The sequence below is a fragment of the Streptomyces sp. NPDC060035 genome, from assembly GCF_042736635.1.
Taxonomy (GTDB): Bacteria; Actinomycetota; Actinomycetes; order Streptomycetales; family Streptomycetaceae; genus Streptomyces.
In genome coordinates, this window is record NZ_JBHWVO010000014.1 from 39,862 (window position 1) to 60,324 (window position 20,463).

Genomic DNA, 20,463 nt, shown 5'->3' on the forward strand with positions numbered 1-20,463 from the left:
TGAACCCTCACCGAACCCCTCCCAAGCAAGCGGAATCGGTCACATCAACTTCTAATTCGCAAACGGTATGCATACCGTTCCACGGTCGAACCCTCGGATGTCGAGCACGTTGCACGAGTGTGACCCAGCACCCTCTTGCGGATTCCTGAATGACTGTCGCAGAGTGATGTATGCGCTTACAGGCAGCGCATACATCCGGATTGCTCAAGGAGGAGCCCTCCATGTCCCGCAACGCCAGAACCGTCTCCGCCGGTATCGCAGTCGCGCTCGCCTTCGGCATCACCGCCTGCGGCAGCTCCGGCGGCGCCGACGTCGCCGCGGACAAGAAGCAGACGCTCACCGTCTGGGCCATGGGTGCCGAGGGCGAGAAGCTCGCGGATGTGGCCAAGGTCTACGAGAAGGCCAACCCCCACATCACCGTCAAGGTGACCCCGGTCGGCTGGGACGTCGCCCACCAGAAGCTGGTCTCCGCCGCCGCGGCCGGCACCCTGCCGGATGTGGCGCAGATGGGCGGGAGCTACATGGGCGAGTTCGCCGAGCTCGGCGTCCTGGAGCCGGTCGACACCAAGACCTTCGACAAGAAGGACTTCTTCCCCGCGGGCTGGAATCAGGGCGAGGTGGACGGCACCGCGTACGGCGTGCCGTGGTACGTCGACACGCGCGTCCTCTACTACCGCACCGACCTGGCCGAGAAGGCCGGTGTCGACAAGGCGCCGTCCAACTGGCAGGAGATGCAGGACCTCGCCACCGCGTACCAGAAGAAGGCGGGCACCAAGTGGGGCCTGTCCATCCAGCCCAGCGGCCTGGACACGGTGCAGAACTTCTACTCCTTCCTGTACTCCGCGGGCGGCGAGATCGTCAACGACGAGGGCGACGCGGTCATCGACAGCCCTGAGGCCGTCAAGGCACTCAAGGAGTACGGCTCGTACTTCGACAAGGGACTCTCCAACAAGTCCGTACAGCCCGGCTACGACGTGGTGAAGGACTTCGGCAACGGCCGGGTCCCCATGTTCTTCGGCGGCCCCTGGCACGTCACCCTGCTCAACGAGGGCCAGCCGCAGCTCAAGGGCAAGTGGGCGGTGGCGGCCGTGCCCGCGGACAAGGCCTCGGTCTCCATGGCGGGCGGGTCCTCCCTGGTGGTCTCCAAGGACAGTGAGCACAAGGCCGCCGCCACGGAGCTCATCAAGTACCTCACCGGGACCGCGGGCCAGGCGGACTGGTACGAGCGCACCAAGGACCTCCCCGCGAACACCGCGGCCTGGACCTCCGGCAAGCTCGCCGACGACACGAACCTCCAGATCTTCAAGAAGCAGATGGACACCGCCAAGTCCTCGCCGTCCACGGCCAAGTGGACGGAGATCACCGACAAGGTCGACCAGGCCATAGCCAAGGTGACGCAGGGCAAGGCTTCCCCCGAGGACGCGCTGAAGACCGCGCAGTCCGAGATCGAAGGCCTCGTGAAGTAGGAGCGATGAGCACCACGACCGGAAAGGCCGCGCGGGCGGCCAAGGTGCAGGGCGGACCCGGGACTTCTGTGTCCCCGGGCGTCCTGCCCCATGACCAGCGGGGCCGTCCGGGGCGCAGGAAGGCGTCGATGGGTGTGCAGAACACAGCCGGCTGGCTGTTCTCCACCCCCTTTCTCGTCCTCTTCACCGTCTTCATGGCGTTCCCGATCCTCGCCACTCTGCTGATGAGTTTCACGGACTTCGGACTGCGCAATGTCACGCGCCCGCTGGACGCGAACTTCATCGGCTTCGAGAACTACGTCAATCTCTTCAGCGATGAGAAGTTCCTCAAGTCGCTCTTCAATACGGCGTATTTCGTGGTGATCGGCGTCCCCCTGACCATCGCCCTCGGACTGGTCGTCGCCGTACTGCTGAACAACGGCATCGACCGGGCAAGGACCTTCTTCCGCGTCGGTTTCTATGCCCCGGTGGTCACCACGATCGTGGCGGTCGCCGTGGTGTGGCGCTTCGTTCTGGACCCGAGCGACGGCCTCATCGCCGGCCTCTTCTCCGAGGTGGGCCTCACCGCGCCGGACTTCCTCGGCTCCGAGACGCTGGCCATGCCATCGATGATCGCGATGGCGGTCTGGCGCAACGTCGGTACGGTCATGGTGCTCTTCATCGCGGGTCTGCAGGCCATCCCCACCGAGGTCCGGGAAGCCGCAAAGCTCGACGGCGCCGGAGTGTGGCAGGAGTTCCGTGGGATCACCGTGCCGCTGCTGCGGCCCACACTCCTCTACGCCACGGTCATCACCACCATCGGTTACCTCAATGTGTTCGAGGAGCCGTTCGTGATGACGCAGGGCGGTCCGTCCGACTCCACGCTCACCGTGTCACTGAACATGTACCGCGAGGGCTTCAACTTCTTCCACATGGGCTATGCGAGCGCCATGGCGTATGTCCTCTTCGTAGTGATCATGGGCATCACGGTGCTGCAGCTCCGACTGCTGAAGGACAACACGAAATGACCGTCGGCAATGCACCCGGTGCCGTACGGACGGCGCCGGCGAGGAAGACCCGGAACCTGAGGCGTCCCCTGGTCTACGCCCTGCTCTCGCTGGGCCTGCTGATTATGTCTGCGCCCTTTCTCTGGATGGCTGTCTCGTCGTTCAAGACGACCAGCGAACTGTCGGCCAGCCCCCCGGTGTGGATTCCCACCGAGTGGACCCTGGACAACTTCCGGGAACTGCTCGACAAGCTGGATCTGCCGCTCTACTTCATGAACTCCGTGATCGTGGCGGTGTTGGTCACCGTCTCCAATCTGGTGTTCTGCTCGATGCTCGGGTACGCCTTGGCCAAGCTGCGCTTCGTCGGCCGCAACAAGATCTTCGGTGTCGTCCTCGGCGCTCTGATGGTTCCCGGGAACCTGATGCTGCTGCCGCTGTTCGTGCTGATGAGCAAACTCCAGCTGATCGATTCGTACGCAGGTCTCGTGCTGCCCTTCGCCGCCGGAGCCTTCGGGGTCTTCCTGATGCGGCAGTTCATGCAGTCGATCCCGGACGAGCTGCTGGAGGCTGCCCGGATGGACGGTGCCGGCGAGTGGTACATCTTCTGGCGGATCGTGATGCCGCTGGTGAAGCCCGCCCTGGCGACGCTCTCGATCTTCACCTTCCTCGGCTCCTGGAACAACTTCGTCTGGCCCCTGATCGCAACCAACGATCCTGACAAATACACCCTCCCGGTCGCCCTCGCCACATTCGCCACGGACCCCAACAAGGCCGGCGGATCCAACGGGATGCTGATGGCCGGTGCATTCCTTGTCGTGCTGCCGGTGCTGATCCTCTTCATCGCCCTGCAGCGGCATTTCACCCAGGGAATCGCCACAGCGGGCATGAAGTAGCCCGCCCGGGCAGCCCCACGCACACCCACGAGGCCGCCCCCCACCCCCTCGGCCACGCCCTTTCACGCACAAGAGAGACATTCCGCGATGACGCACACCCCGGTCCCGTTCCCCGAAGGCTTCCTGTGGGGTGCCTCCACAGCCGCCCACCAGATCGAGGGCAACAACACCAACAGCGACTGGTGGGTCAAGGAGCACTCCACCGGCACCCACATCCAGGAGCCCAGCCTGGATGCCTGCGACAGCTACCACCGCTGGCGTGAGGACATGGACCTGCTGGCCGGGCTGGGCTTCACGGATTACCGCTTCTCCATCGAGTGGGCGCGCATCGAGCCGGCCGAGGGGCAGTTCTCCCGGGCCGAGCTCGCCCACTACCGGCGCATGGTCGAAGGAGCGATCGAGCGCGGCCTGCGCCCGATGGTCACCCTGCACCACTTCACCGTGCCGCAGTGGTTCGAGGAGCGCGGCGGCTGGACGGCGGACGGCGCCACCGAGCTCTTCGCCCGCTATGCCGCGGCCTGCGCGCCGGTGATCTCCACAGGCGTCAGCCATGTCTGCACGATCAACGAACCGAACATGATCGCCGTCATGGCCGGCCAGGCCAAGCGGGGCGACATCGGCTTCCCGCCCGCCGGTCTGCCCACCCCGGACGACGAGACCACCCAGGCCGTCATCGCCGCCCACCACGCGGCCGTGAAGGAAGTCCGGGCGCTGGATGCCGGTATCCAGGTCGGCTGGACCATCGCCAACCAGGTCTATCAGGCGATCCCGGGTGCCGAGGACGTCACCGCCGCCTACCGCCACCCGCGCGAGGACATCTTCATCGAGGCCTCGCGCGGCGACGACTGGATCGGCGTCCAGTCCTACACCCGTACCGAGATCGGTCACGACGGTCCGATTCCCGCGTCCGACACGGTCGAGCGGACGCTGACGCAGTGGGAGTACTACCCGGCCGCCGTCGGATACGCCCTGCGCCACACCGCCGAGGTGGTGGGCAGTGACGTGCCTCTGATCGTCACCGAGAACGGCATCGCCACCTCCGACGACACCCGCCGCGTCGACTACTACACCGGGGCCCTGAACGAGGTGGCCTCCGCGCTGGAGGACGGCCTCAACATCCAGGGCTACCTGGCCTGGAGCGCGCTGGACAACTACGAATGGGGCTCGTTCAAGCCGACGTTCGGCCTGATCGCCGTCGACCGAGAGACCTTCGAGCGGACCGCGCGGCCGTCGGCCGCCTGGCTGGGATCCCTCGGCCGCTCCCGCGAGCTGCCCCGCACCGCCGGCTGAGACCGGCCCAAGGACAGGGAGCCACGCGATGGCTCTCTCCGGTGGGGAAGCCGTCGGCACCTGACGGCCGACGGCTCCCCCACTGCACTTCTGCGGCCGGACCGCGTCCGGCCGGCACCCGAATCCGACCATTCGTGACAGACGATGACTCTTCTTCGAGAGGTTCTGATGGACCGTCGAACATTTCTCACCGCTGCCGGGACCGGGGTCGCTGCCCTGTCCCTCGGAGCCGTCACCGCTCCCTCCGCGTCTGCCGCCCCAGCCGCTCCCACGGCAGGGACCCTCCACGCCGCACGCACCGCTCGTTCTCTTCATGCCTTTGATACACCGCAGCTGCTGCATTGGTTCCGCGATACATACCGCTCGATCGAGGCCATGACGACGGACTTCGGTCTCGCCGCCGACAAGATCGACCTCAGCGGGCCCGACCCCGTCCCGTCCCACCAGACCTCGCCCACCAACATCGGCTGCGGCCTGTGGGCGGCCGTGGCGGCCGCCGGGCTCGGCGTGATCGGCGAGGACGCGATGCTCCGCACACTGGACCGCACGGTGTCCGCCGTCGAGAAGCTGGAGCGCCACCACGGCTTCTGGCTCAACTGGTACGACGCCCACGACGGTTCGGTGCTGACCGAGTGGCCCGGCACGGGCGCCCCCGTCCGCCCGTTCCTCTCCTCCGTCGACAACGCCTGGCTGGTCACCGGCCTGCGTATCGCCGCCGACGCCGCACCGTCCCTGCGTCCCCGCATCGGACGGATCCTGGCGACCGCCGACTGGTCCTACTACTACACGCCGTACGACCCCGCCGACCCGGTCGCCGGACCCGGCCAACTGCGCGGCGGCTTCTGGACCGATACCGAGGAGCCCACCGCCCACCACTACGGCGCGCTCAACACCGAGCCTCGCATGGCCAGTTATCTCGGCATCGCGGACGGCTCCCTGCCCGCCGAGCACTACTGGCACCTGCTGCGCACGATGCTTCCCGAACACGAGCAGGAGCAGCACCCACAGGGCACGTACACGGCCATCGACGGTGTACGCGTGTGGCAGGGGCACTACACCCACGGCGGACGGAAGATCATCCCCACCTGGGGCGGCTCGATGTTCGAGGCGCTCATGGTGCCGCTGTTCGTACCGGAGCCGGAGTGGTCACCGCAGTCCTGGGGCCGCACGCACCGGCGTTACGTCCGCAGCCAGATCGAGCACGGCCTCAACGAGGCGGAGTACGGATACTGGGGCTTCTCCCCCTCCAATGTTCCCGAGGGCGGATACCAGGAGTACGGCGTCGACGCACTCGGCATGCAGGTCGACGGCTACGCCTCCAACACCGACCGCACGTACACCACGGACGGCTCGCCGCTGCCCGCCCCGTCCGCTTTCACCAACGGAGTGGTCACTCCGCACGCCTCATTTCTCGCTCTGCCGTACGCACCGCACGAGGCGGTGGCCAACCTCCGGGCACTTGACCGCGACTTCGGCGCGTACCACGACGGATACGGGTTCCGGGACTCGGTCAATGTCGGCACCGGGCGGGTCAGCGACTTCATGCTCGCGCTCGACCAGGGCATGATCGCCGCGGCGCTGGCGCAGGCCATCCGGCCCGGGCTGCTGCAGCACCCGTTCCGGACGGGTGGCTTCCGGTCACGGGTGCGCCCGCTCCTCGCCAAGGAGCGGTTCAGCATCTGACCGCCCCGTCGCGGGGCAGGCTCAGTGCCAGCCTTCCCGGTAGGCCGCCCAGTCGCCCTCGCGCGCGGCGAAGTCGACGTAGAGCGCGACGCCGAAGCGTTTCCGGTCGCGGTCCGTTCGTGCCAGGCCCAGCCTGGTGCCGCGGACCGCGGCCTCGACCGTTTCCGCAGCATCCCGGTGCCCCAGATCGTTCTCGTGGAAGAACGGCAGCCCCACCAGCAGGTCGGTGTCCTCGGGCGTCACCTCGAGGGCGAGCGCGGTCTGCTGGGCGACGAATCCGCCGTAGGTCCCTTCGAACGGCATCCAGCTGTCGTACGACATCACGGCGATCTGGTCGACCCGCCCGGCAACGTCGCCGAAGAAGTCCTGCGACCACCATTTCTGCCTGCCGATGAATGCGCCGAGGATGCTGTGCGCGGCGGGTACCGGATCGATCTGGTGGGCGGCAACGGAGAGCTGCGCCTTGCGGGCACCGGTGAGTTCGCCCAGATCGTCGAGGAGTGAGAGGTAGTTGCGGTCCCCGGAATGCAGGGGTTCCAGGTCGAAGTGGACCCCGTCGAAACCCGCGTCGAGTATCTGCCCCGCAGAGGTGACGACGGCTGCGCGGGAAGCGGCGCGTTCGAGGCGCAGACCGTCGGGCCCCTCGGTCGCCAGCACATCGCCGAGCCAGGCCTGCACCCGGATGCCGGGCAATGTGCGATGCACCGCATCGATCAGCCACTGCGCCCTGGGGTAACGCTTCGCCGGCAGAGTGCCGTCGTGTTCCAGCGGTCCGGCGTGCACGTACAGATCCTTGATGCCGGTCCCTTCGATCTGTGCGGCGAAGGCGGCCAGGTCGCTGTCGCCCTTTCGCCCGTCGACCCACGCATGGCCGAGCCAGATGGCGTCACGGCCGCGGGTGCGGGTGTTCTCGCCCGGATCCCCGGCGTAGTTCAGTCGCAGCACGATGCCCGCGGTCAGGACCGGCAGGACGAGCAGCAGGACCATCGCCAGAGCGATACGCCTCGGCCAGATCCATCGGAAGCGGGCCGGCCTGTTCCGCGGCGTTCCGGCCGTCTTCCCTGTGCGCATGTCGTACCCCCTGAGTTTCGCTGTATCGCGGCAGCGCGACCGGCATGACATCCCGTGCCGAGAGGCAGGTGCCGCGCTTTCGTCCCTGACGTCACAGACGCACCCTTCAGCCACTTCCGTTCCTTCTTCGGCAGGCCTGGGTCGCCCGATCGGACGCGGAGCTGCTGCGCGGTGGTCCCCGTTCCTCATCTCCGTGCCCCTGTCCATCGCGTTGCGATGCGTGGCAGGCAAAGCGTCTGTACGAGGGAGAGCCGCCCCGTCCGGGGGCAGGAGGTGCCGGGTCGCGGGGGGAACTGGGCGGACATAGCCTCCCAATGTGATGCAGTCTGCGAGCCGTACCCGGATCTCCATACCCGCCAGGGTCCTCCTCGCCGTGCTGGCAGCGATGTGCTGGACCGCTCTGCCCGATGCGCCGGGCGCCCGTGCCGACGACCCCGTCGTTCTGTCCCGCGACGGGCAGATCACCGACAAGGTGGGGGCTCTCGGCGACCGTGAGCCGGAGGTCGAGGCCGCGCTCGACGGGTTGTTCGACAGCAGTCGGATCCAGCTCTTCGTCGTCTACGTGCGCGATTTCTCCGGCCGCGACTCCCAGACCTGGGCCGACGAGACCGCGAACCGCAACGGGCTCGGACAGGACGACGTGCTGCTGGCCGTGGCCACACACGACCGGCAGTACGCCTACTCCGTCGACCAGGGTTCGCGGCTCACCGACGGACAGTTCCAGGACGTGGCGAGCACGGCGATCGAACCGGCTTTGAGGCAGAACGACTGGGCCGGGGCCGCGATCGGCGCCGCCGACGGCTACGCCGCGGTACTCGCCGGCGAGCCGGTTCCGGCCCCTGCGCTCACACCGGGGGCCGCGGATCCCGGAACAGGCAGCGACTCCGGCAGCGGCGGCGCAGGGAATCTCATCGTGCCCCTGGCCGTCGTCGGCGCCGCAGGTGCAGTCGCCGCCTACGCCTACACCCGCCGCAGGAAGCGCGCGGCGGGCCGGACGACCCCTGCTGCGGCCGGCTGGGGCAGCGGCGGGGCCGAGGAATCGGCGGAGCCGCCGCCACCGTTGCCGGAACTCGACGCGCAGGCCAAGGCCGACCTGGTGGACACGGACGACGCCGTGCGCACCAGCGAGGAAGAACTCGGTTTCGCCACCGCGCAATTCGGCGAGGAGGCCGCGGCTCCGTTCGCCCAGGCCGTGGACGATGCCAAAACAGAGCTGACGGCGGCCTTCCGGTTGCGGCAGCAGCTCGACGACGCCTTCCCGGAGGACGACGCGACACGGCGCCGCATGCTCGACGAGATCGTCCGACGCTGCACGGAGGCCAACGGGCGGCTGGACGCCGTGGCCGAGGACTTCGACCGCCTGCGCGCCCTCGAGCGCACCGCGCCCCAGGCTCTGGCGACTGCGGAGGCCACGTTCCATGAGCTCTCCGGACGGATCTCCACAGCGGAGTCCACCCTCACCGGAATGCGCAGCCGGTACGCGGAGTCGGCCGCCGCGCCTGTGGCCGATGATGTCGAACAGGCCAAGGACCGCCTGGTCTTCGCAACGTCCGGTCTCGATCAGGCGCGCCAAGCGGTGAACGGCGGCGACAACGCCAAGGCCGCGGTGTACGTCCGGGCTGCCGAAGGAGCGATCGGGCAGGCGTCCGCTCTCGTCGATGCCGTGGACCGGCGTGCTGTGGAACTGGCCGAGGCAGCGGGCAGGCTGCCGGGCGCCCTCACCGAGACGGAAACGGATCTGGCCGATGCCGGGGGCCTGGTGGAAGGCAGTACCAAGGGTGTGTCCACCGCGGATCTGCAGGGCAGGATCGCGCGTGCCGAGTCGGTGCTCGGCGATGTGCGGCATGAGATGGATGCCGGTCCGTACGACCCCATCGACGCCCTGCGCCGGGTGGAGGAGGCGGATGCGGCGCTGGACGAGGCCCTCGCCGGGGCCCGCGAGCAGGAGCACGGAAACCTGCGGGCCCGCTCGCTCCTCGACCAGGCGATGCTCACCGCGCGTTCGGCGATCGGCGCCGCCGCGGACTACATCACCACCAACCGGGGAGCGGTCGGCAGCCAGGCCCGCACCCGGCTTGCGGAGGCCCAACGACGGTGGGAACGGGCCCAGCAGCTGGGGGGATCGAACGATCCACAGGGCGCCCTGACCGAGGCCCAGCAGGCGGACGCCCTGGCCGGGCTGGCGCAGAGCCTGGCCGAACAGGACGTGCGGGCCTACCGGAACCAGAACGGTCCGGGCGGTGTACAAGGAGGGGGAAGCGGGATGGGCGGGGCGGTTCTGGGCGGCATCATCCTCGGCGGACTCCTCGGCGGGGGCGGCCGGGGCGGGGGATTCGGAGGGGGGTTCTCAGGCGGTTTCGGAGGTTCCGGAGGCGGAGGGTTCGGAGGCGGGCCGGGCAGCTTCGGCGGCGGGGGCACCCGTGGCCGAAGGGGCGGCGGAGGCCGGTTCTGACGGGTGGCGCATTGCGTCAGTCGCTGTACTTCACGTTGCGTCAGTCGCTGCGTTTCAACAAGGAGAGGTGCCATGACCAAGCAGACCATCGTCGGCCGCGTCACTCAGCTGGCGCGGGCCAATATCAATGCCCTGATCGACCAGGCGGAAGACCCCCAGAAGATGCTGGACCAGCTGATCCGCGAGTACACGGGCAATATCAACGAGGCCGAGCAGGCGGTGGCCGCGACCATCGGCAACCTCCGGCTGATGGAGCAGGACCACCGGGAGGATGTCGACGCGGCGCGGGAGTGGGGGCAGAAGGCCCTCGCGGCCAGCAGGAAGGCGGACGAGTTGCGCGCTTCGGGATCGGTCGCCGACGCCGACAAGTTCGACAACCTGGCCAAGGTCGCGCTTGGCCGCCAGCTCCAGTCGGAGCAGGAGGCCAAGACCGCTGAGCCGACCATCGCCTCGCAGACGGTGGTGGTGGACAAGCTGAAGTCGGGCCTGGACCAGATGAAGACCAAGCTGACCGAGCTGAAGTCCAAACGCGACGAGCTGGTTGCGCGCGCCAAGTCCGCCCAGGCACAGAACCAGATGATGGACGCCGTCAAGAACATCGACGTCATGGATCCGACGAGTGAGCTCAGCCGCTTCGAGGACAAGGTGCGGCGCGAGGAGGCGAAGGCGGTGGGCAAGCAGGAGCTCGCCGCGTCGTCCCTGGACGCACAGTTCGAGCAGTTGGACAGCCTCGGGGACAGCGCGGAGGTCGAGGCCCGGCTCGCCGCCCTGAAATCGGGCTCATGAGGCGGACGGAGGCCGCCGGCCCCGCGTACGCACGCCCGCCTGCCCACACACCCCTGGAACGCGCCCATCGGAACGCGCCCCATCGGGCTCGCTCGGCCCGGTCGGAACACGCCCCATCAGGCCGGCCCGGTCAGCTCACCCCTGGTCAGTGCATCCCTGGTCAGCTCACCCCGGTCAGTGCATCCCTGGTCAGTACATGCTCAGCAGCTGCTCGACCGAGAGTTCCGCAGCCGACTCACCGTCGGGCAGAGCCAGCTCGAACCACACCGTCTTGCCTCGCGGTGTCCGCCGTGACCCCCATGCCGCGCTCAGCAGTCCGACCAACTGCAGCCCGCGACCACCCTCGTCGGTGTCGCGTGCCCGCCTCCGCCGCGGCTGGACCAGACCCGCGTCCCATACCTCGCACACGAGGGTGCGGTCGCGCAGCAGTCTGAGCCTGATCTCGCCCTCGCCGTAGCGCAGCGCATTGGTGACGAGCTCACTGACCAGCAATTCGGTGGTGTCCACCAGGTCGTCGAGGTCCCACGCCGTCAGCTGAGCACGGGCCAGCTCACGGGCCCGGCCGACGGATCGGAGCTCGCGGGGAAGCCGCCAGTCGCCGACCGCATCCACCGGAAGGCCCTGGATGCGCGCCATCAGCAGGGCGATGTCGTCCTCGCCGTGCCGGGTGTCGAGGGTGGCCAGGACATGGTCACAGACGTCCTCGAGCGGCTGGGACGGCTCTGCGAGGGCTTCCTGGAAGGCCTGCAGGCCCTCGTCGAGAGGATGATCGCGGGATTCGACGAGACCATCGGTGTAGAGGGCGAGGAGCGCGCCCTCCTTGAGCTCCACCTCGACCTCCTCGAAGGGCTCGCCACCGACGCCGAGCGGCATTCCGGGCGGGACGTCGAGCAGCAGGGCCGGTTCGCCCGGCTCGACCACGACGGGAGGGAGGTGACCGGCATTGGCGAACGTGCACCGCCGGGTGACGGAGTCGTACACCGCGTACACACACGTCGCCAGATAGACCTCGGAGAGGTCCGCCTCGCGTGACTTGTGGGCGGCGCGTGAGGGCCATTGGGCGCCGCCGCCACCGCCGAAGCCGTCGCTCCGGTCGCCGCCGCCCGGGGTACCGAGGCCACGGGCCACCTCGTCAAGGGCGGAGAGCACCTCGGCCGGCTCCAGGTCCAGGAGCGCCAGCGTGCGTACGGCTGTGCGCAGTTCTCCCATGGCGACGGCGGCCCGCAGCCCGCGGCCCATGACATCGCCGACGACGAGGGCTGTGCGATGGCCGGGGAGTTCGATCACGTCGAACCAGTCACCGCCCACCTCGGTGGCTGTGTTACCAGGAAGGTAGCGGCAGGCGATATCGAGACCGGCAGCCTCGGGGTCGCCCGGTGGGAGCAGGCTGCGCTGGAGTATCAGTGCTCGTTCGTGTTCGCGGCGGTAGAGGCGCGCGTTGTCGATGCAGACGGCGGCACGTGCGGCGAGTTCGGTGGCCAGGGCCCGGTCACGCTCGCCGAAGGGTTCGCTGCCCTTGGTGCGGGAGAACTGGACGAGACCGATGACGATGTCGTGCGCGACCATCGGGACGGCGAGCGTGGAGTGCACGAAGCCACGTTCGTCACCGGGCACGTCCTCGACACGGCCGGTGCGCAGGGCGACGGCACAGGGCGAGTTGAACGGGTAGCGATGGACAGAGCCGAGCGCGGGGGGCCCGGGGTCCGCGTCCCCGTCGGGATAGGCACCGCCGCGCAGCCCTGCGCCCGGCAGGACATCCGGGAGAGCGTCGGAGACGGCGCTGGCCTCGGCCACCCGGCGCAGTTCTGCAGAACCGCTGCCGGACTCCTGGCGGAGGCGGCCCCAGCTTCCGGGCGATGCCTCGTCGCCCGTGAGCAACCCCTGGTAGAGGTCCACGGACGCCAGGTCGCAGAAACCGGGCACGGCGACGTCGAGCAGTTCCCGGGCGGTGGTCTCCAGGTCGAGGGAGTTGCCGATGCGCGCACTGGCTTCGTTGAGAAGTGCGAGGTTACGACGGGCACTGGCTGCATCGCGGGCGGCGATGTGCCGGCCCGTGACATCGGTGGCGAGTCCCGCGACGCCGATGGGCCGTCCGGCACCGCTGTGTACCCGGTAGAGGTTCATGGACCAGTGGCGCCGGTCGCTGGAGCCGGGGACGGTGCCGACCAGTTGGAGGTCGGTGACGGCGTCACCCGTTTCCAGGACGCGCTTCAGCGTGCTGGAGAGCCGGTCGGCCTCCGGGCGGGCCAGGTAGTCGTCCACCGTGCGCCCTCGGTGGTCGTCGGCCTCGCCGCCGAAGACCGTGGCGAACCGCTGGTTGGCCCGTACGACGGTGAAGTCCGTACCGAAGAGCACGAAGCCGAAGGGAGATTGGCCGAAAATCGCCTGTGATGCGGCAAGATCAGTTTCGATGCGCCGCAATGCCCGGACATCGACGACGATACAGAGCGCGGCACGCTCGCCGCTCCCCGTCTCGCTCGGCATGACGTAAATCTCAGCAAGGCCCTGGACACCACTCTCCCCCGGCATCCGGAAGGGGACGAGGCCCGTCCATTCCTTGCCGTCGAGGATTTCACCGACCCGCCGATGAGCGTTCGAGCGCAGCTCGGCGGGCATGAACGCCTCGACCGGATCCTTGCCCACCGCCTCGTGGGAGGCCATGCCGAACAGACCGGCGGCCCGCCGGCTCCACTGCTCGATCAGCCCGTCAGGCCCGATCGAGAAGGAGGCGACCCTGATGTAGTCATAGATCGAGCCAGGCGGGCTGCTCTGCCACATGACGTCGCCCGTTGTTCCAGGTATTTCGCTCACGCGACCGTCCCCTCCAGCTCACACACCGGACCGGTCCTGCCCGCAGTATTCAGCACTACGGGCCTTACCGGCACGGCGTTCACGATCACAGCACGGTCTCAGTCCCTTTCAGCCAGGTTCTGCCCTGACCGCCAGTGATCGCTGTGCGTCCCCTCCCACTCCTAACCAGGGAGAGCGAGCTCGAACCACACCGTCTTGCCACTCTTTCCGCGCCGGGTCCCCCAGCGGCGCGCAGAACAAGCCACGAGCTGCAGCCCGCGCCCTCCTTCGTCCTCCGGTCCGGCCGTACGTTCGGTGGGCACATCCGGAAGCGGATCGGAGACTTCCACGAGCAGGGCCCGCCCGGCGCTCCGCACCCCGGGAACGACACCGTCGGCCTGCGGGCGCACGAGCCGGACCCCGATGGGCCCCGCCGCATAGCGCAGAGAATTGGTCACCAGTTCACTCACGAGCAGCACGGCGACATCCCCGAGTGCCGCGTCGAGCCCCCAGCAGTGCAGCGCATCGCGTACCGCGTGCCGGGCGCTGCGCACGGAGCCCGGCACCGCCGGAAAGCTCCACTCGGCACAGTCGCCTTCGGTATCGGTCACGCCGATCACTTCCCAAGACCAGCAATGGGGTGCACCCCATACAGAGGGGATATTCAGCACATACCCGAAATGTAGTGCTGACTATCACACAAAGTGACAGGTGGGGCGTACGGGTGCATGAGCCATGAGTCAGATCAATTCACCCGTCGCCCTGAGATCATCGAAAAGCAGCTGGTCGACCGGGGGGACGAGGGGGCGGTCTCCGTAGGAGAACCAGGCCATCTCGTCGATCTCACTACTGGCGGCCAGCGTGCCCCGATAGTCGCCGTAATAGCAGCTCATGCGCACCACCACACCCTCGGGATGACCGTGCGCCTGCGCCTCGTACGTACCCGCATGGATGACCGTCGAGGGAATCACCGTCACCGTCAGCTCCTCCTCGACCTCGCGCAGCAAGGTCTGCAGGTCCGTCTCCCCGCTCTCCCGCTTGCCTCCGGGGATGTAGAAGATGTCCTTCCCTCTTGGTCGCGCGCAGAGAATCCTGCCGTTCTCCACCCGCACCCAGGCCACCGTGTCGATCAGCACCGGCATCGCTCCGTCCTCACCATCACTCTTCCGCTGCTTCGGATGCCGTGGCGTACGGCTTCGCCACCGGGTCCTCCGTCAGCGGATCGTTCGTACAGCCGAGGAGATCGGCCGCCCGGCGGAGCACCAGGTAGAGAAAGGAGACCTGACGGCCCGCCGACGTCTGCTCGGCCTCTGTGCCCGTGTATCAGTGTGCTGGACGCCTCGCCCGTGAGCAGCGCCCACCTCGACGCCTTCCGGATATCGGCGGCAGCGTGCATTCCGATCGGAGCCTCGAGGAGATGTCATTCGACTCAGCGACGGCAGCGGCCGGCCTTTCCCGACAGTTCGCTCCGGCCGCTCGCGCTCTCGTCGCGTGCGGCCCGGAGGAATTCGAGGCTCAGCCGGGAGGCACCCGCGGTGCTCGTCGGCGCGCAGGGACAGACGTGCGAGATACACCGAACCCCTCGAAGGGCATCGGCCCCCAGGTGATTCCGGCCCTGTCCCAGCGCCGCCGCGGCCGCGGCTCGCGCCACGCGGCTCGCTGTACCGAGAGGGCCCCGCGCCGCGCCGACGTCCCCGTGCACCAACGGCACCGGGGCCGACGGCACGTCTGACGTGCCGTCTGAGGACCCATGGGAAAAGGGCTTCCGGGACGCGAACGTACGGCGCCGTCCGGCAGCCGGTCTGTGCCGGCCCACGACGACACACGGTGGTCGGGGCCGCCCTCAATGGTGGACGGCCCGGCCACCGCCCGGAGCCTCTCGGTCCGCACGGGGTCCGGGGTCCGCACGGGGTCCGCACGGGCAGCAGGCGAAGACGATCGGCGCAGCGTCTCCGCCCGAGCCGCTGCCGTCAGGGGCGGGCGCTCTGGCCCACGCGCTCCACCCAGTAGAGCTGCTTGTGCCCGTGGCGATCCAGGTCGTCCGCGATCTTCTGCGCCTCGTCCTGTGTCGCATAACGGCCGACGCGGTATCTGTTGCCGTTGTCATCCTGCCGAATCACCAGCCAAGGGAGCACGGCACCGCTGTCGGTCATCGTGTCCCTCCCAAGCATTTCGCCCCTCTCCCCACTGGCGTGCACGTCTCTAAGGATCCCCAGGAAACCGCAGTACGCATATGCCCGAGCGTACGCCTGACCTTCACTCAGCGGATGCGTGTTTACACAAAGAGATACGCATCCGGCCATGCGTGAGGGGGCGCACCCTCACGCATGCACCCCCTCGCCCGCCTCACACATGCGCACACCTCAGGCGTCGGCCGGCCGCCTGCGCGCCGCGGGCATCGGCAGCAGTACCCATCGGCGCTCTCGCTGTCCGGGCCGTTCACCGGGCTCGGCCGGTCGAGGCAGCCCTCCCCTTGGCCACCCATGCCATCGGCGCCGTTCTGCAGCCCCGGTGGCAACTCCTGACGAACGGGGAAGCCAGGAGCTAAGGACTGTCCCGTAATCCCTGGCGGGGGGGCGCACGACGACAGCTACGGCACCTCGCCGCGTTGCCGGAACGCCCGAATACATCCAGTATGCGGACGTCCCTCCGCCTTGCGATGCACCGCATCCGACACCGTGCGCTGATCCACCAGGGATTACGGGACAGCCCTTAGACATGACAAGTCGCTACCGTGGGCGACTGCCTACGGATCAAAGGCGGCGAAGGGGAGTCGCATCCTCGGCACGGACGACGGCAGGCCGCGCCTCACAGCGCTCGTCGCAGCCGGTACGCGGTCACCTGACCGGCAGATGGTAGGCAATCCTGTAGCGGTCGGCGGGTACGACCACATCCGCCGTCTCCACGGCCCGCCCCGATGCGTAGTACGTACGTCCGATCACGATCACCACATGGCCCGGCACGCCTCCGAGTGCCAGGAGCTCCTCCGCCAGCCCCGGGCGCGCGCCGACCTCCTCCGCCACGTTGTCCACGACGACGTCGATCGCGGCCATCCGGTCGACCACGCCGCAGCCGCCCAACGGCCCCTCCTCCGGAAGCATCACCGGCGTACGGCCCGTGACGGCAAGAGGCTCCCAGGATGTGGAGAGCATCATCGGCTCGCCCGCGTCCCGGAAGAGGTACCTCGTACGCATCACCCGGTCTCCCGGCTCGATACCGAGGCGTTCGGCGACCTCGGGGCTCGCCCCCTCCTGCTCGCTGCGGGACTCCCAGGTTCCGCGCACTCCTTCCGCCGTCTGTTCCTGGCGGAACGGATTGGCTCCCGCTCCCGGCCGGTAGCCGGAGCGGGCGATCCGGCGCGGGACGGGCCGCTCCCGCACATACGTGCCGGAGCCCGATCGCCCCTCGACCAGCCCTTCGGCCATCAGCACCTTCCGCGCCTCCAGCGCGACGGTGTCCGAGACCCCGTACTCCTCGCGAATACGCGCCTGCGACGGCAGGCGGGTATGGGGCGGCAGCGCGCCGTTGACGATCTTTTCCCTGAGATCGCTCGCCACGCGCAGATAGGCGGGCTGCTCACCGAAAGTCACAGGCCACTCCCAACAGGTTGACAGACTGCAACAGCCTGGCAACCGTGGGTTGAGTACCGCAAGCACAGGCCAAAGTTTCACTCGATGTGATGATTCCTCGCCGACCAGCGCATACCTCGCGCGCAGCCGCATGGGCTCTTGACCGTTTTTGGTCCAGACCAATACCTTCCTGTCCACAGCACGGCTCTCGCTGTCCCTCCAGTCCCGGCACACGCACAGGAACGAGTCCCATGCGTCGAAGAACCCTGTCCAGACTGACCACTGCCGCCTGCGCCTTCGCGCTGCTGGCCGGCATTGCCCCCGCGGCCACGGCCGAGGGCGCCCACGACGGCGGCAGTCACGGTGACCGCGGTACGGGCCACCACAACCGCGCCTACAAGAGCATCGGTTACTTCACCCAGTGGGGCGTCTACGGGCGCGACTTCCAGGTCAAGGACCTGGACACGAGCGGCGCCGCGGCCAGGCTCACCCACATCAACTACGCCTTCGGCAACGTCAGTGCCGAAGGCACGTGCTTCACCGGCAATGTGCCCGGCGAGGCGGACGCGTGGGCGGACTACGCCCGTCCCCTGGATGCCGCCGGATCGGTGGACGGCGTCGCCGACACCGACACCCAGCCCCTCGCGGGCAACTTCAACCAGCTGCGGGAGCTCAAGGCCAAGCACCCCGGCCTCAAGGTGTTGATCTCGCTGGGCGGCTGGAGCTGGTCCACCCACTTCTCCGACGCGGCCCGCACCGCCGCCTCCCGCAAGGCACTCGTCTCGTCCTGCATCGACCTGTACATCAAGGGCAACCTGCCCGTCGACGGCGTACGCGGGGGCGAGGGGGCGGCGGCCGGCCTCTTCGACGGCATCGACATCGACTGGGAGTGGCCCGGTTCCGCGGGTGACACCGACACGGTCTACCGCCCGGAGGACAAGCAGAACTTCACCGCCCTGGTGCACGAGTTCCGTACGCAGCTCGACGCCTACGCGAAGTCCCAGAAGTCGCAGACGAATCAGAAGTCGCAGCAGAAGGGCACGAAGCAGAAGCACTACGAGCTCTCGGCGTTCGTCCCCACCGCTCCCGCCAAGATCGACGCGGGCTTCGATGTCCGCCGCATCATGCGGGACTTCGACTTCGTCAACCTCCAGGGCTACGACTTCCACGTCTCCGGTGAGACGACGACCGCCCAGCAGTCCGCCCTGTACGCGAAGGGCGACTTCAGCGTCGACCAGACGGTCCGTGACTGGATCAAGCGTGGCGCCCCCGCCCGCAAGCTGGTGGTGGGCATGCCGTTCTACGGGCAGGGCTGGACCGGAGTGACCGGCGGCGGCGACGGTCTCGGGCAGCCGGCGACGGCGCCCGCCCCGGCGACGTACGCCGCGGGCTACGAGGACTACAAGGCCCTCAAGAAGCTGGCCGATTCCGGGCAGTACACGGTGCACCGCGACACCCGGAACGGCCACGCCTGGCTGTTCGACGGGACGACCCTGTGGACGTACGACGACCCGCAGGTGCTGCGCGCCAAGACCTCGTACATCCGTGACCGCGGTCTGGGCGGTGCGATGTTCTGGTCGCTGGACGGCGACACGGACGACGGCGAGCTGATGTCCGCGGTCGACCGCGGACTCAATCGGCGGTAGCCGGAAGCAGCGTGCGGGGCGGCTGCCGTCGGCAGCCGCCCCGCGTGCGTTCGGAACCGGCTCAGGAGCGCACCGGCATCAGAACTGCAGTGCCCAGGAGTTGATCCTCCCGGTGTCGTAGGTGGCGTTGTCGCTGACCCGGAGCTTCCAGGTGCCGTTCGCGACCTCCGACGACGCGTTCACCGCGTAGGTGGTGATCACGTTGTCGGCGCTGCCGCCGGTCCCGTACGCCTTCAGGTTGTAGACCGAACCGTCGGGCGCGACCAGGTCGATCTTCAGGTCGCCGGAGTAGGTGTGCGTGATGTTGACGGGAACGCTGAGCGCGGACGGCGCGTTACCACTGACACCGGAGACGGTGATCGGCGACTCGACCGTGGCGTTGTCGGCGATCGTGTAGCCGGTGGTGCTCTCGAACTTGGTGCCCGTGGGCGGCGGGGTGGTGCCGGCGCCGACGTTCAGCAGCTTGTTCGGCGACCCGGTGCCCGGGTTCGTCACCACGCCGCTGGTGGCTGCGGCGACCAGTCCTGCCGAGACCTGCGCGGGGGTCTGGCCCGGGTGGTCGGCGAGGTACAGGGCTGCGGCACCGGCGACGTGCGGGCTCGCCATCGATGTGCCCGAGATGGTGTTCGTCGCGCTGTCGCCCGTGTTCCACGACGAGGTGATGGAGGAGCCCGGCGCGAAGATGTCCACGACGCTGCCGTAGTTCGAGAAGCTCGACCGGGCGTCGGTGCTGGTGGTGGAGCCGACCGTGATGGCCTCGGCGACGCGCGCCGGGGACTTGGTGGAGGCGTTGGTCGACTCGTTGCCCGCCGCGACGGCGAAGGTGACGCCGGAGGCGATGGAGTTGCGCACCGCGGTGTCGAGCGCGGTGTCCACTTCGCCGCCCAGGCTCATGTTGGCGACGGCCGGCTTGACGGCGTTGGCCGTCACCCAGTCGATGCCCGCGACGACCTGCGCCGTGGTGCCGGAGCCGCTGTTGTCGAGGACGCGGACGCCGACGATCTTCGCCTTCTTGGCGACGCCGTACGACGTCCCGGCGACGGTGCCGGCCACGTGGGTGCCGTGGCCGTTGCCGTCCTGCGCGGTGTTGTCGTTGTCGATGGCGTCGTAGCCGTTCGACGCGCGGCCGCCGAAGTCGCTGTGGCTGATGCGTACACCGGTGTCGATGATGTACGCGGTGACGCCCTCTCCCGCCTTGTCCGGGTAGGTGTAACTCTGGTTCAGCGGCAGGGCGGTCTGGTCGATCCGGTCCAGTCCCCACGAGGGAGGGGAGGGCTGGGTACCCGAGATCGTGAAGGTCCGGTTCTGCACGACGGACTCGACTGCCGGGTCCGCGGCGAACTTCTTGGCCTGCTCGGCCGGGAGTTCGACGGCGTAGCCGTTGAGCGCCGCACGGTAGGTCTTCTTGATCTTCGCGCCGTATTCCGCGGCGAGCGCCCTGCCATCGGCGGATCCGGCGTCGGCGGCGGATTCGTCGAGGGTGACGATGTAGCTGCCGCTGATGGCGCCCGGGGCGCCCGCGTTCTCGATCCGGCCTTCCGGTGCGTTCCCGGACGCGAGGGCCGGGAAGGCCGCCACCGTCGAGAGGGCGAGGGCCGCGCCGGTTATGACGCTCGTCGCGGCCAGTCTTCGCGCGTAGCGTGCGTGACGCTTCACTGCCATGTGAGGGGTCCTCCTTGGTTGCGGTGCGCCGGTGGGGGATGCATGGGGGTGCATTGGCCTGCATCGCGGTGCATGGGGGGTGAATTCGGCCGAGGGGTGCATTCGGTCGAGGGTGCATTCGGTCGAACAACGGCATGGGCATGACAAACCAGACACGACAGAACCGCAC

At 68.5% G+C, this 20,463-nt stretch carries 15 protein-coding genes; 8 read left to right on the forward strand and 7 right to left on the reverse strand.

Annotation, left to right across the window (positions count from 1 at the left end):
* Window positions 1–221 precede the first annotated feature (221 nt).
* From ACFWBQ_RS22270 to ACFWBQ_RS22290, 5 genes are all read left to right on the forward strand, one after another.
* Window positions 222–1,466, forward strand: coding sequence for a sugar ABC transporter substrate-binding protein (locus tag ACFWBQ_RS22270; protein ID WP_385491679.1), 1,245 nt, complete (start codon window positions 222–224; stop codon window positions 1,464–1,466).
* Window positions 1,467–1,471: 5 nt separating this feature from the next.
* Window positions 1,472–2,473, forward strand: a complete 1,002-nt coding sequence (locus ACFWBQ_RS22275) for a carbohydrate ABC transporter permease (RefSeq protein ID WP_385491681.1) — start codon at window positions 1,472–1,474, stop codon at window positions 2,471–2,473.
* Window positions 2,470–3,345, forward strand: coding sequence for a carbohydrate ABC transporter permease (locus ACFWBQ_RS22280; protein WP_385491684.1), 876 nt, complete (start codon window positions 2,470–2,472; stop codon window positions 3,343–3,345). Before ACFWBQ_RS22275 ends, ACFWBQ_RS22280 begins: the two co-directional genes overlap by 4 nt.
* A gap of 87 nt (window positions 3,346–3,432) precedes the next feature.
* On the forward strand, window positions 3,433–4,635 hold the full coding sequence (locus ACFWBQ_RS22285) for a glycoside hydrolase family 1 protein (protein ID WP_385491687.1): 1,203 nt from the start codon (window positions 3,433–3,435) through the stop codon (window positions 4,633–4,635).
* A 168-nt stretch (window positions 4,636–4,803) separates the two neighbouring features.
* Entirely contained in the window at window positions 4,804–6,318 is a 1,515-nt protein-coding gene (locus ACFWBQ_RS22290; protein ID WP_385491690.1) for a glucoamylase family protein, read from the forward strand.
* Window positions 6,319–6,339: 21 nt separating this feature from the next.
* Here the strand turns inward: ACFWBQ_RS22290 and ACFWBQ_RS22295 are convergent, their stop codons facing one another.
* On the reverse strand, window positions 6,340–7,389 hold the full coding sequence (locus ACFWBQ_RS22295; protein WP_385491693.1) for a hypothetical protein: 1,050 nt from the start codon (window positions 7,387–7,389) through the stop codon (window positions 6,340–6,342).
* A gap of 319 nt (window positions 7,390–7,708) precedes the next feature.
* Here ACFWBQ_RS22295 and ACFWBQ_RS22300 point away from each other — a divergent pair, with 319 nt between their 5' ends.
* Entirely contained in the window at window positions 7,709–9,841 is a 2,133-nt protein-coding gene (locus ACFWBQ_RS22300; RefSeq protein WP_385492108.1) for a TPM domain-containing protein, read from the forward strand.
* 72 nt (window positions 9,842–9,913) lie between these two features.
* Window positions 9,914–10,627, forward strand: a complete 714-nt coding sequence (locus ACFWBQ_RS22305; protein ID WP_385491696.1) for a PspA/IM30 family protein — start codon at window positions 9,914–9,916, stop codon at window positions 10,625–10,627.
* A gap of 189 nt (window positions 10,628–10,816) precedes the next feature.
* Here the strand turns inward: ACFWBQ_RS22305 and ACFWBQ_RS22310 are convergent, their stop codons facing one another.
* From ACFWBQ_RS22310 to ACFWBQ_RS22330, 5 genes are all read right to left on the reverse strand, one after another.
* The gene (locus ACFWBQ_RS22310; protein WP_385492111.1) at window positions 10,817–13,405 is read right to left on the reverse strand and encodes a SpoIIE family protein phosphatase; all 2,589 of its coding nucleotides are present in this window, start codon (window positions 13,403–13,405) and stop codon (window positions 10,817–10,819) included.
* 194 nt (window positions 13,406–13,599) lie between these two features.
* A complete protein-coding gene (locus tag ACFWBQ_RS22315; protein ID WP_385491699.1) occupies window positions 13,600–14,037 on the reverse strand; it encodes an ATP-binding protein in 438 nt (145 codons plus the stop codon).
* Window positions 14,038–14,157: 120 nt separating this feature from the next.
* Window positions 14,158–14,559 carry an NUDIX domain-containing protein gene (locus tag ACFWBQ_RS22320; RefSeq protein ID WP_385491702.1) on the reverse strand — a complete coding sequence of 134 codons (402 nt, stop codon included), beginning with the start codon at window positions 14,557–14,559 and terminating at the stop codon, window positions 14,158–14,160.
* A gap of 828 nt (window positions 14,560–15,387) precedes the next feature.
* Window positions 15,388–15,588: an SPOR domain-containing protein gene (locus tag ACFWBQ_RS22325; RefSeq protein ID WP_385491705.1), complete on the reverse strand. Its 201-nt coding sequence runs from the start codon at window positions 15,586–15,588 to the stop codon at window positions 15,388–15,390.
* 666 nt (window positions 15,589–16,254) lie between these two features.
* Window positions 16,255–17,007 (reverse strand): GntR family transcriptional regulator, encoded by a 753-nt coding sequence (locus tag ACFWBQ_RS22330; protein WP_385491708.1) that lies wholly within the window; start codon window positions 17,005–17,007, stop codon window positions 16,255–16,257.
* Window positions 17,008–17,237: 230 nt separating this feature from the next.
* Between ACFWBQ_RS22330 and ACFWBQ_RS22335 the strand changes: the two genes are divergently transcribed.
* Complete coding sequence (locus ACFWBQ_RS22335) at window positions 17,238–18,632, forward strand: glycoside hydrolase family 18 protein (RefSeq protein WP_385491711.1); 1,395 nt, start codon at window positions 17,238–17,240, stop codon at window positions 18,630–18,632.
* Between the two features lie 78 nt (window positions 18,633–18,710).
* On the opposite strand, the gene ACFWBQ_RS22340 is transcribed toward ACFWBQ_RS22335, so the two are convergent.
* Complete coding sequence (locus tag ACFWBQ_RS22340) at window positions 18,711–20,294, reverse strand: S8 family serine peptidase (protein WP_385491714.1); 1,584 nt, start codon at window positions 20,292–20,294, stop codon at window positions 18,711–18,713.
* Between the last annotated feature and the right edge of the window lie 169 nt (window positions 20,295–20,463).

Bases quoted from the DNA above. Each gene is read 5' to 3' on its own strand.
- ACFWBQ_RS22320 (WP_385491702.1), bottom strand. From the start codon at position 14,559: ATGCCGGTGCTGATCGACACGGTGGCCTGGGTGCGGGTGGAGAACGGC.
- ACFWBQ_RS22335 (WP_385491711.1), top strand. From the start codon at position 17,238: ATGCGTCGAAGAACCCTGTCCAGACTGACCACTGCCGCCTGCGCCTTC.
- ACFWBQ_RS22270 (WP_385491679.1), top strand. From the start codon at position 222: ATGTCCCGCAACGCCAGAACCGTCTCCGCCGGTATCGCAGTCGCGCTC.
- ACFWBQ_RS22280 (WP_385491684.1), top strand. From the start codon at position 2,470: ATGACCGTCGGCAATGCACCCGGTGCCGTACGGACGGCGCCGGCGAGG.
- ACFWBQ_RS22290 (WP_385491690.1), top strand. From the start codon at position 4,804: ATGGACCGTCGAACATTTCTCACCGCTGCCGGGACCGGGGTCGCTGCC.
- ACFWBQ_RS22310 (WP_385492111.1), bottom strand. From the start codon at position 13,405: ATGTGGCAGAGCAGCCCGCCTGGCTCGATCTATGACTACATCAGGGTC.
- ACFWBQ_RS22300 (WP_385492108.1), top strand. From the start codon at position 7,709: ATGCAGTCTGCGAGCCGTACCCGGATCTCCATACCCGCCAGGGTCCTC.
- ACFWBQ_RS22305 (WP_385491696.1), top strand. From the start codon at position 9,914: ATGACCAAGCAGACCATCGTCGGCCGCGTCACTCAGCTGGCGCGGGCC.
- ACFWBQ_RS22325 (WP_385491705.1), bottom strand. From the start codon at position 15,588: ATGCTTGGGAGGGACACGATGACCGACAGCGGTGCCGTGCTCCCTTGG.
- ACFWBQ_RS22285 (WP_385491687.1), top strand. From the start codon at position 3,433: ATGACGCACACCCCGGTCCCGTTCCCCGAAGGCTTCCTGTGGGGTGCC.
- ACFWBQ_RS22275 (WP_385491681.1), top strand. From the start codon at position 1,472: ATGAGCACCACGACCGGAAAGGCCGCGCGGGCGGCCAAGGTGCAGGGC.
- ACFWBQ_RS22295 (WP_385491693.1), bottom strand. From the start codon at position 7,389: ATGCGCACAGGGAAGACGGCCGGAACGCCGCGGAACAGGCCGGCCCGC.
- ACFWBQ_RS22340 (WP_385491714.1), bottom strand. From the start codon at position 20,294: ATGGCAGTGAAGCGTCACGCACGCTACGCGCGAAGACTGGCCGCGACG.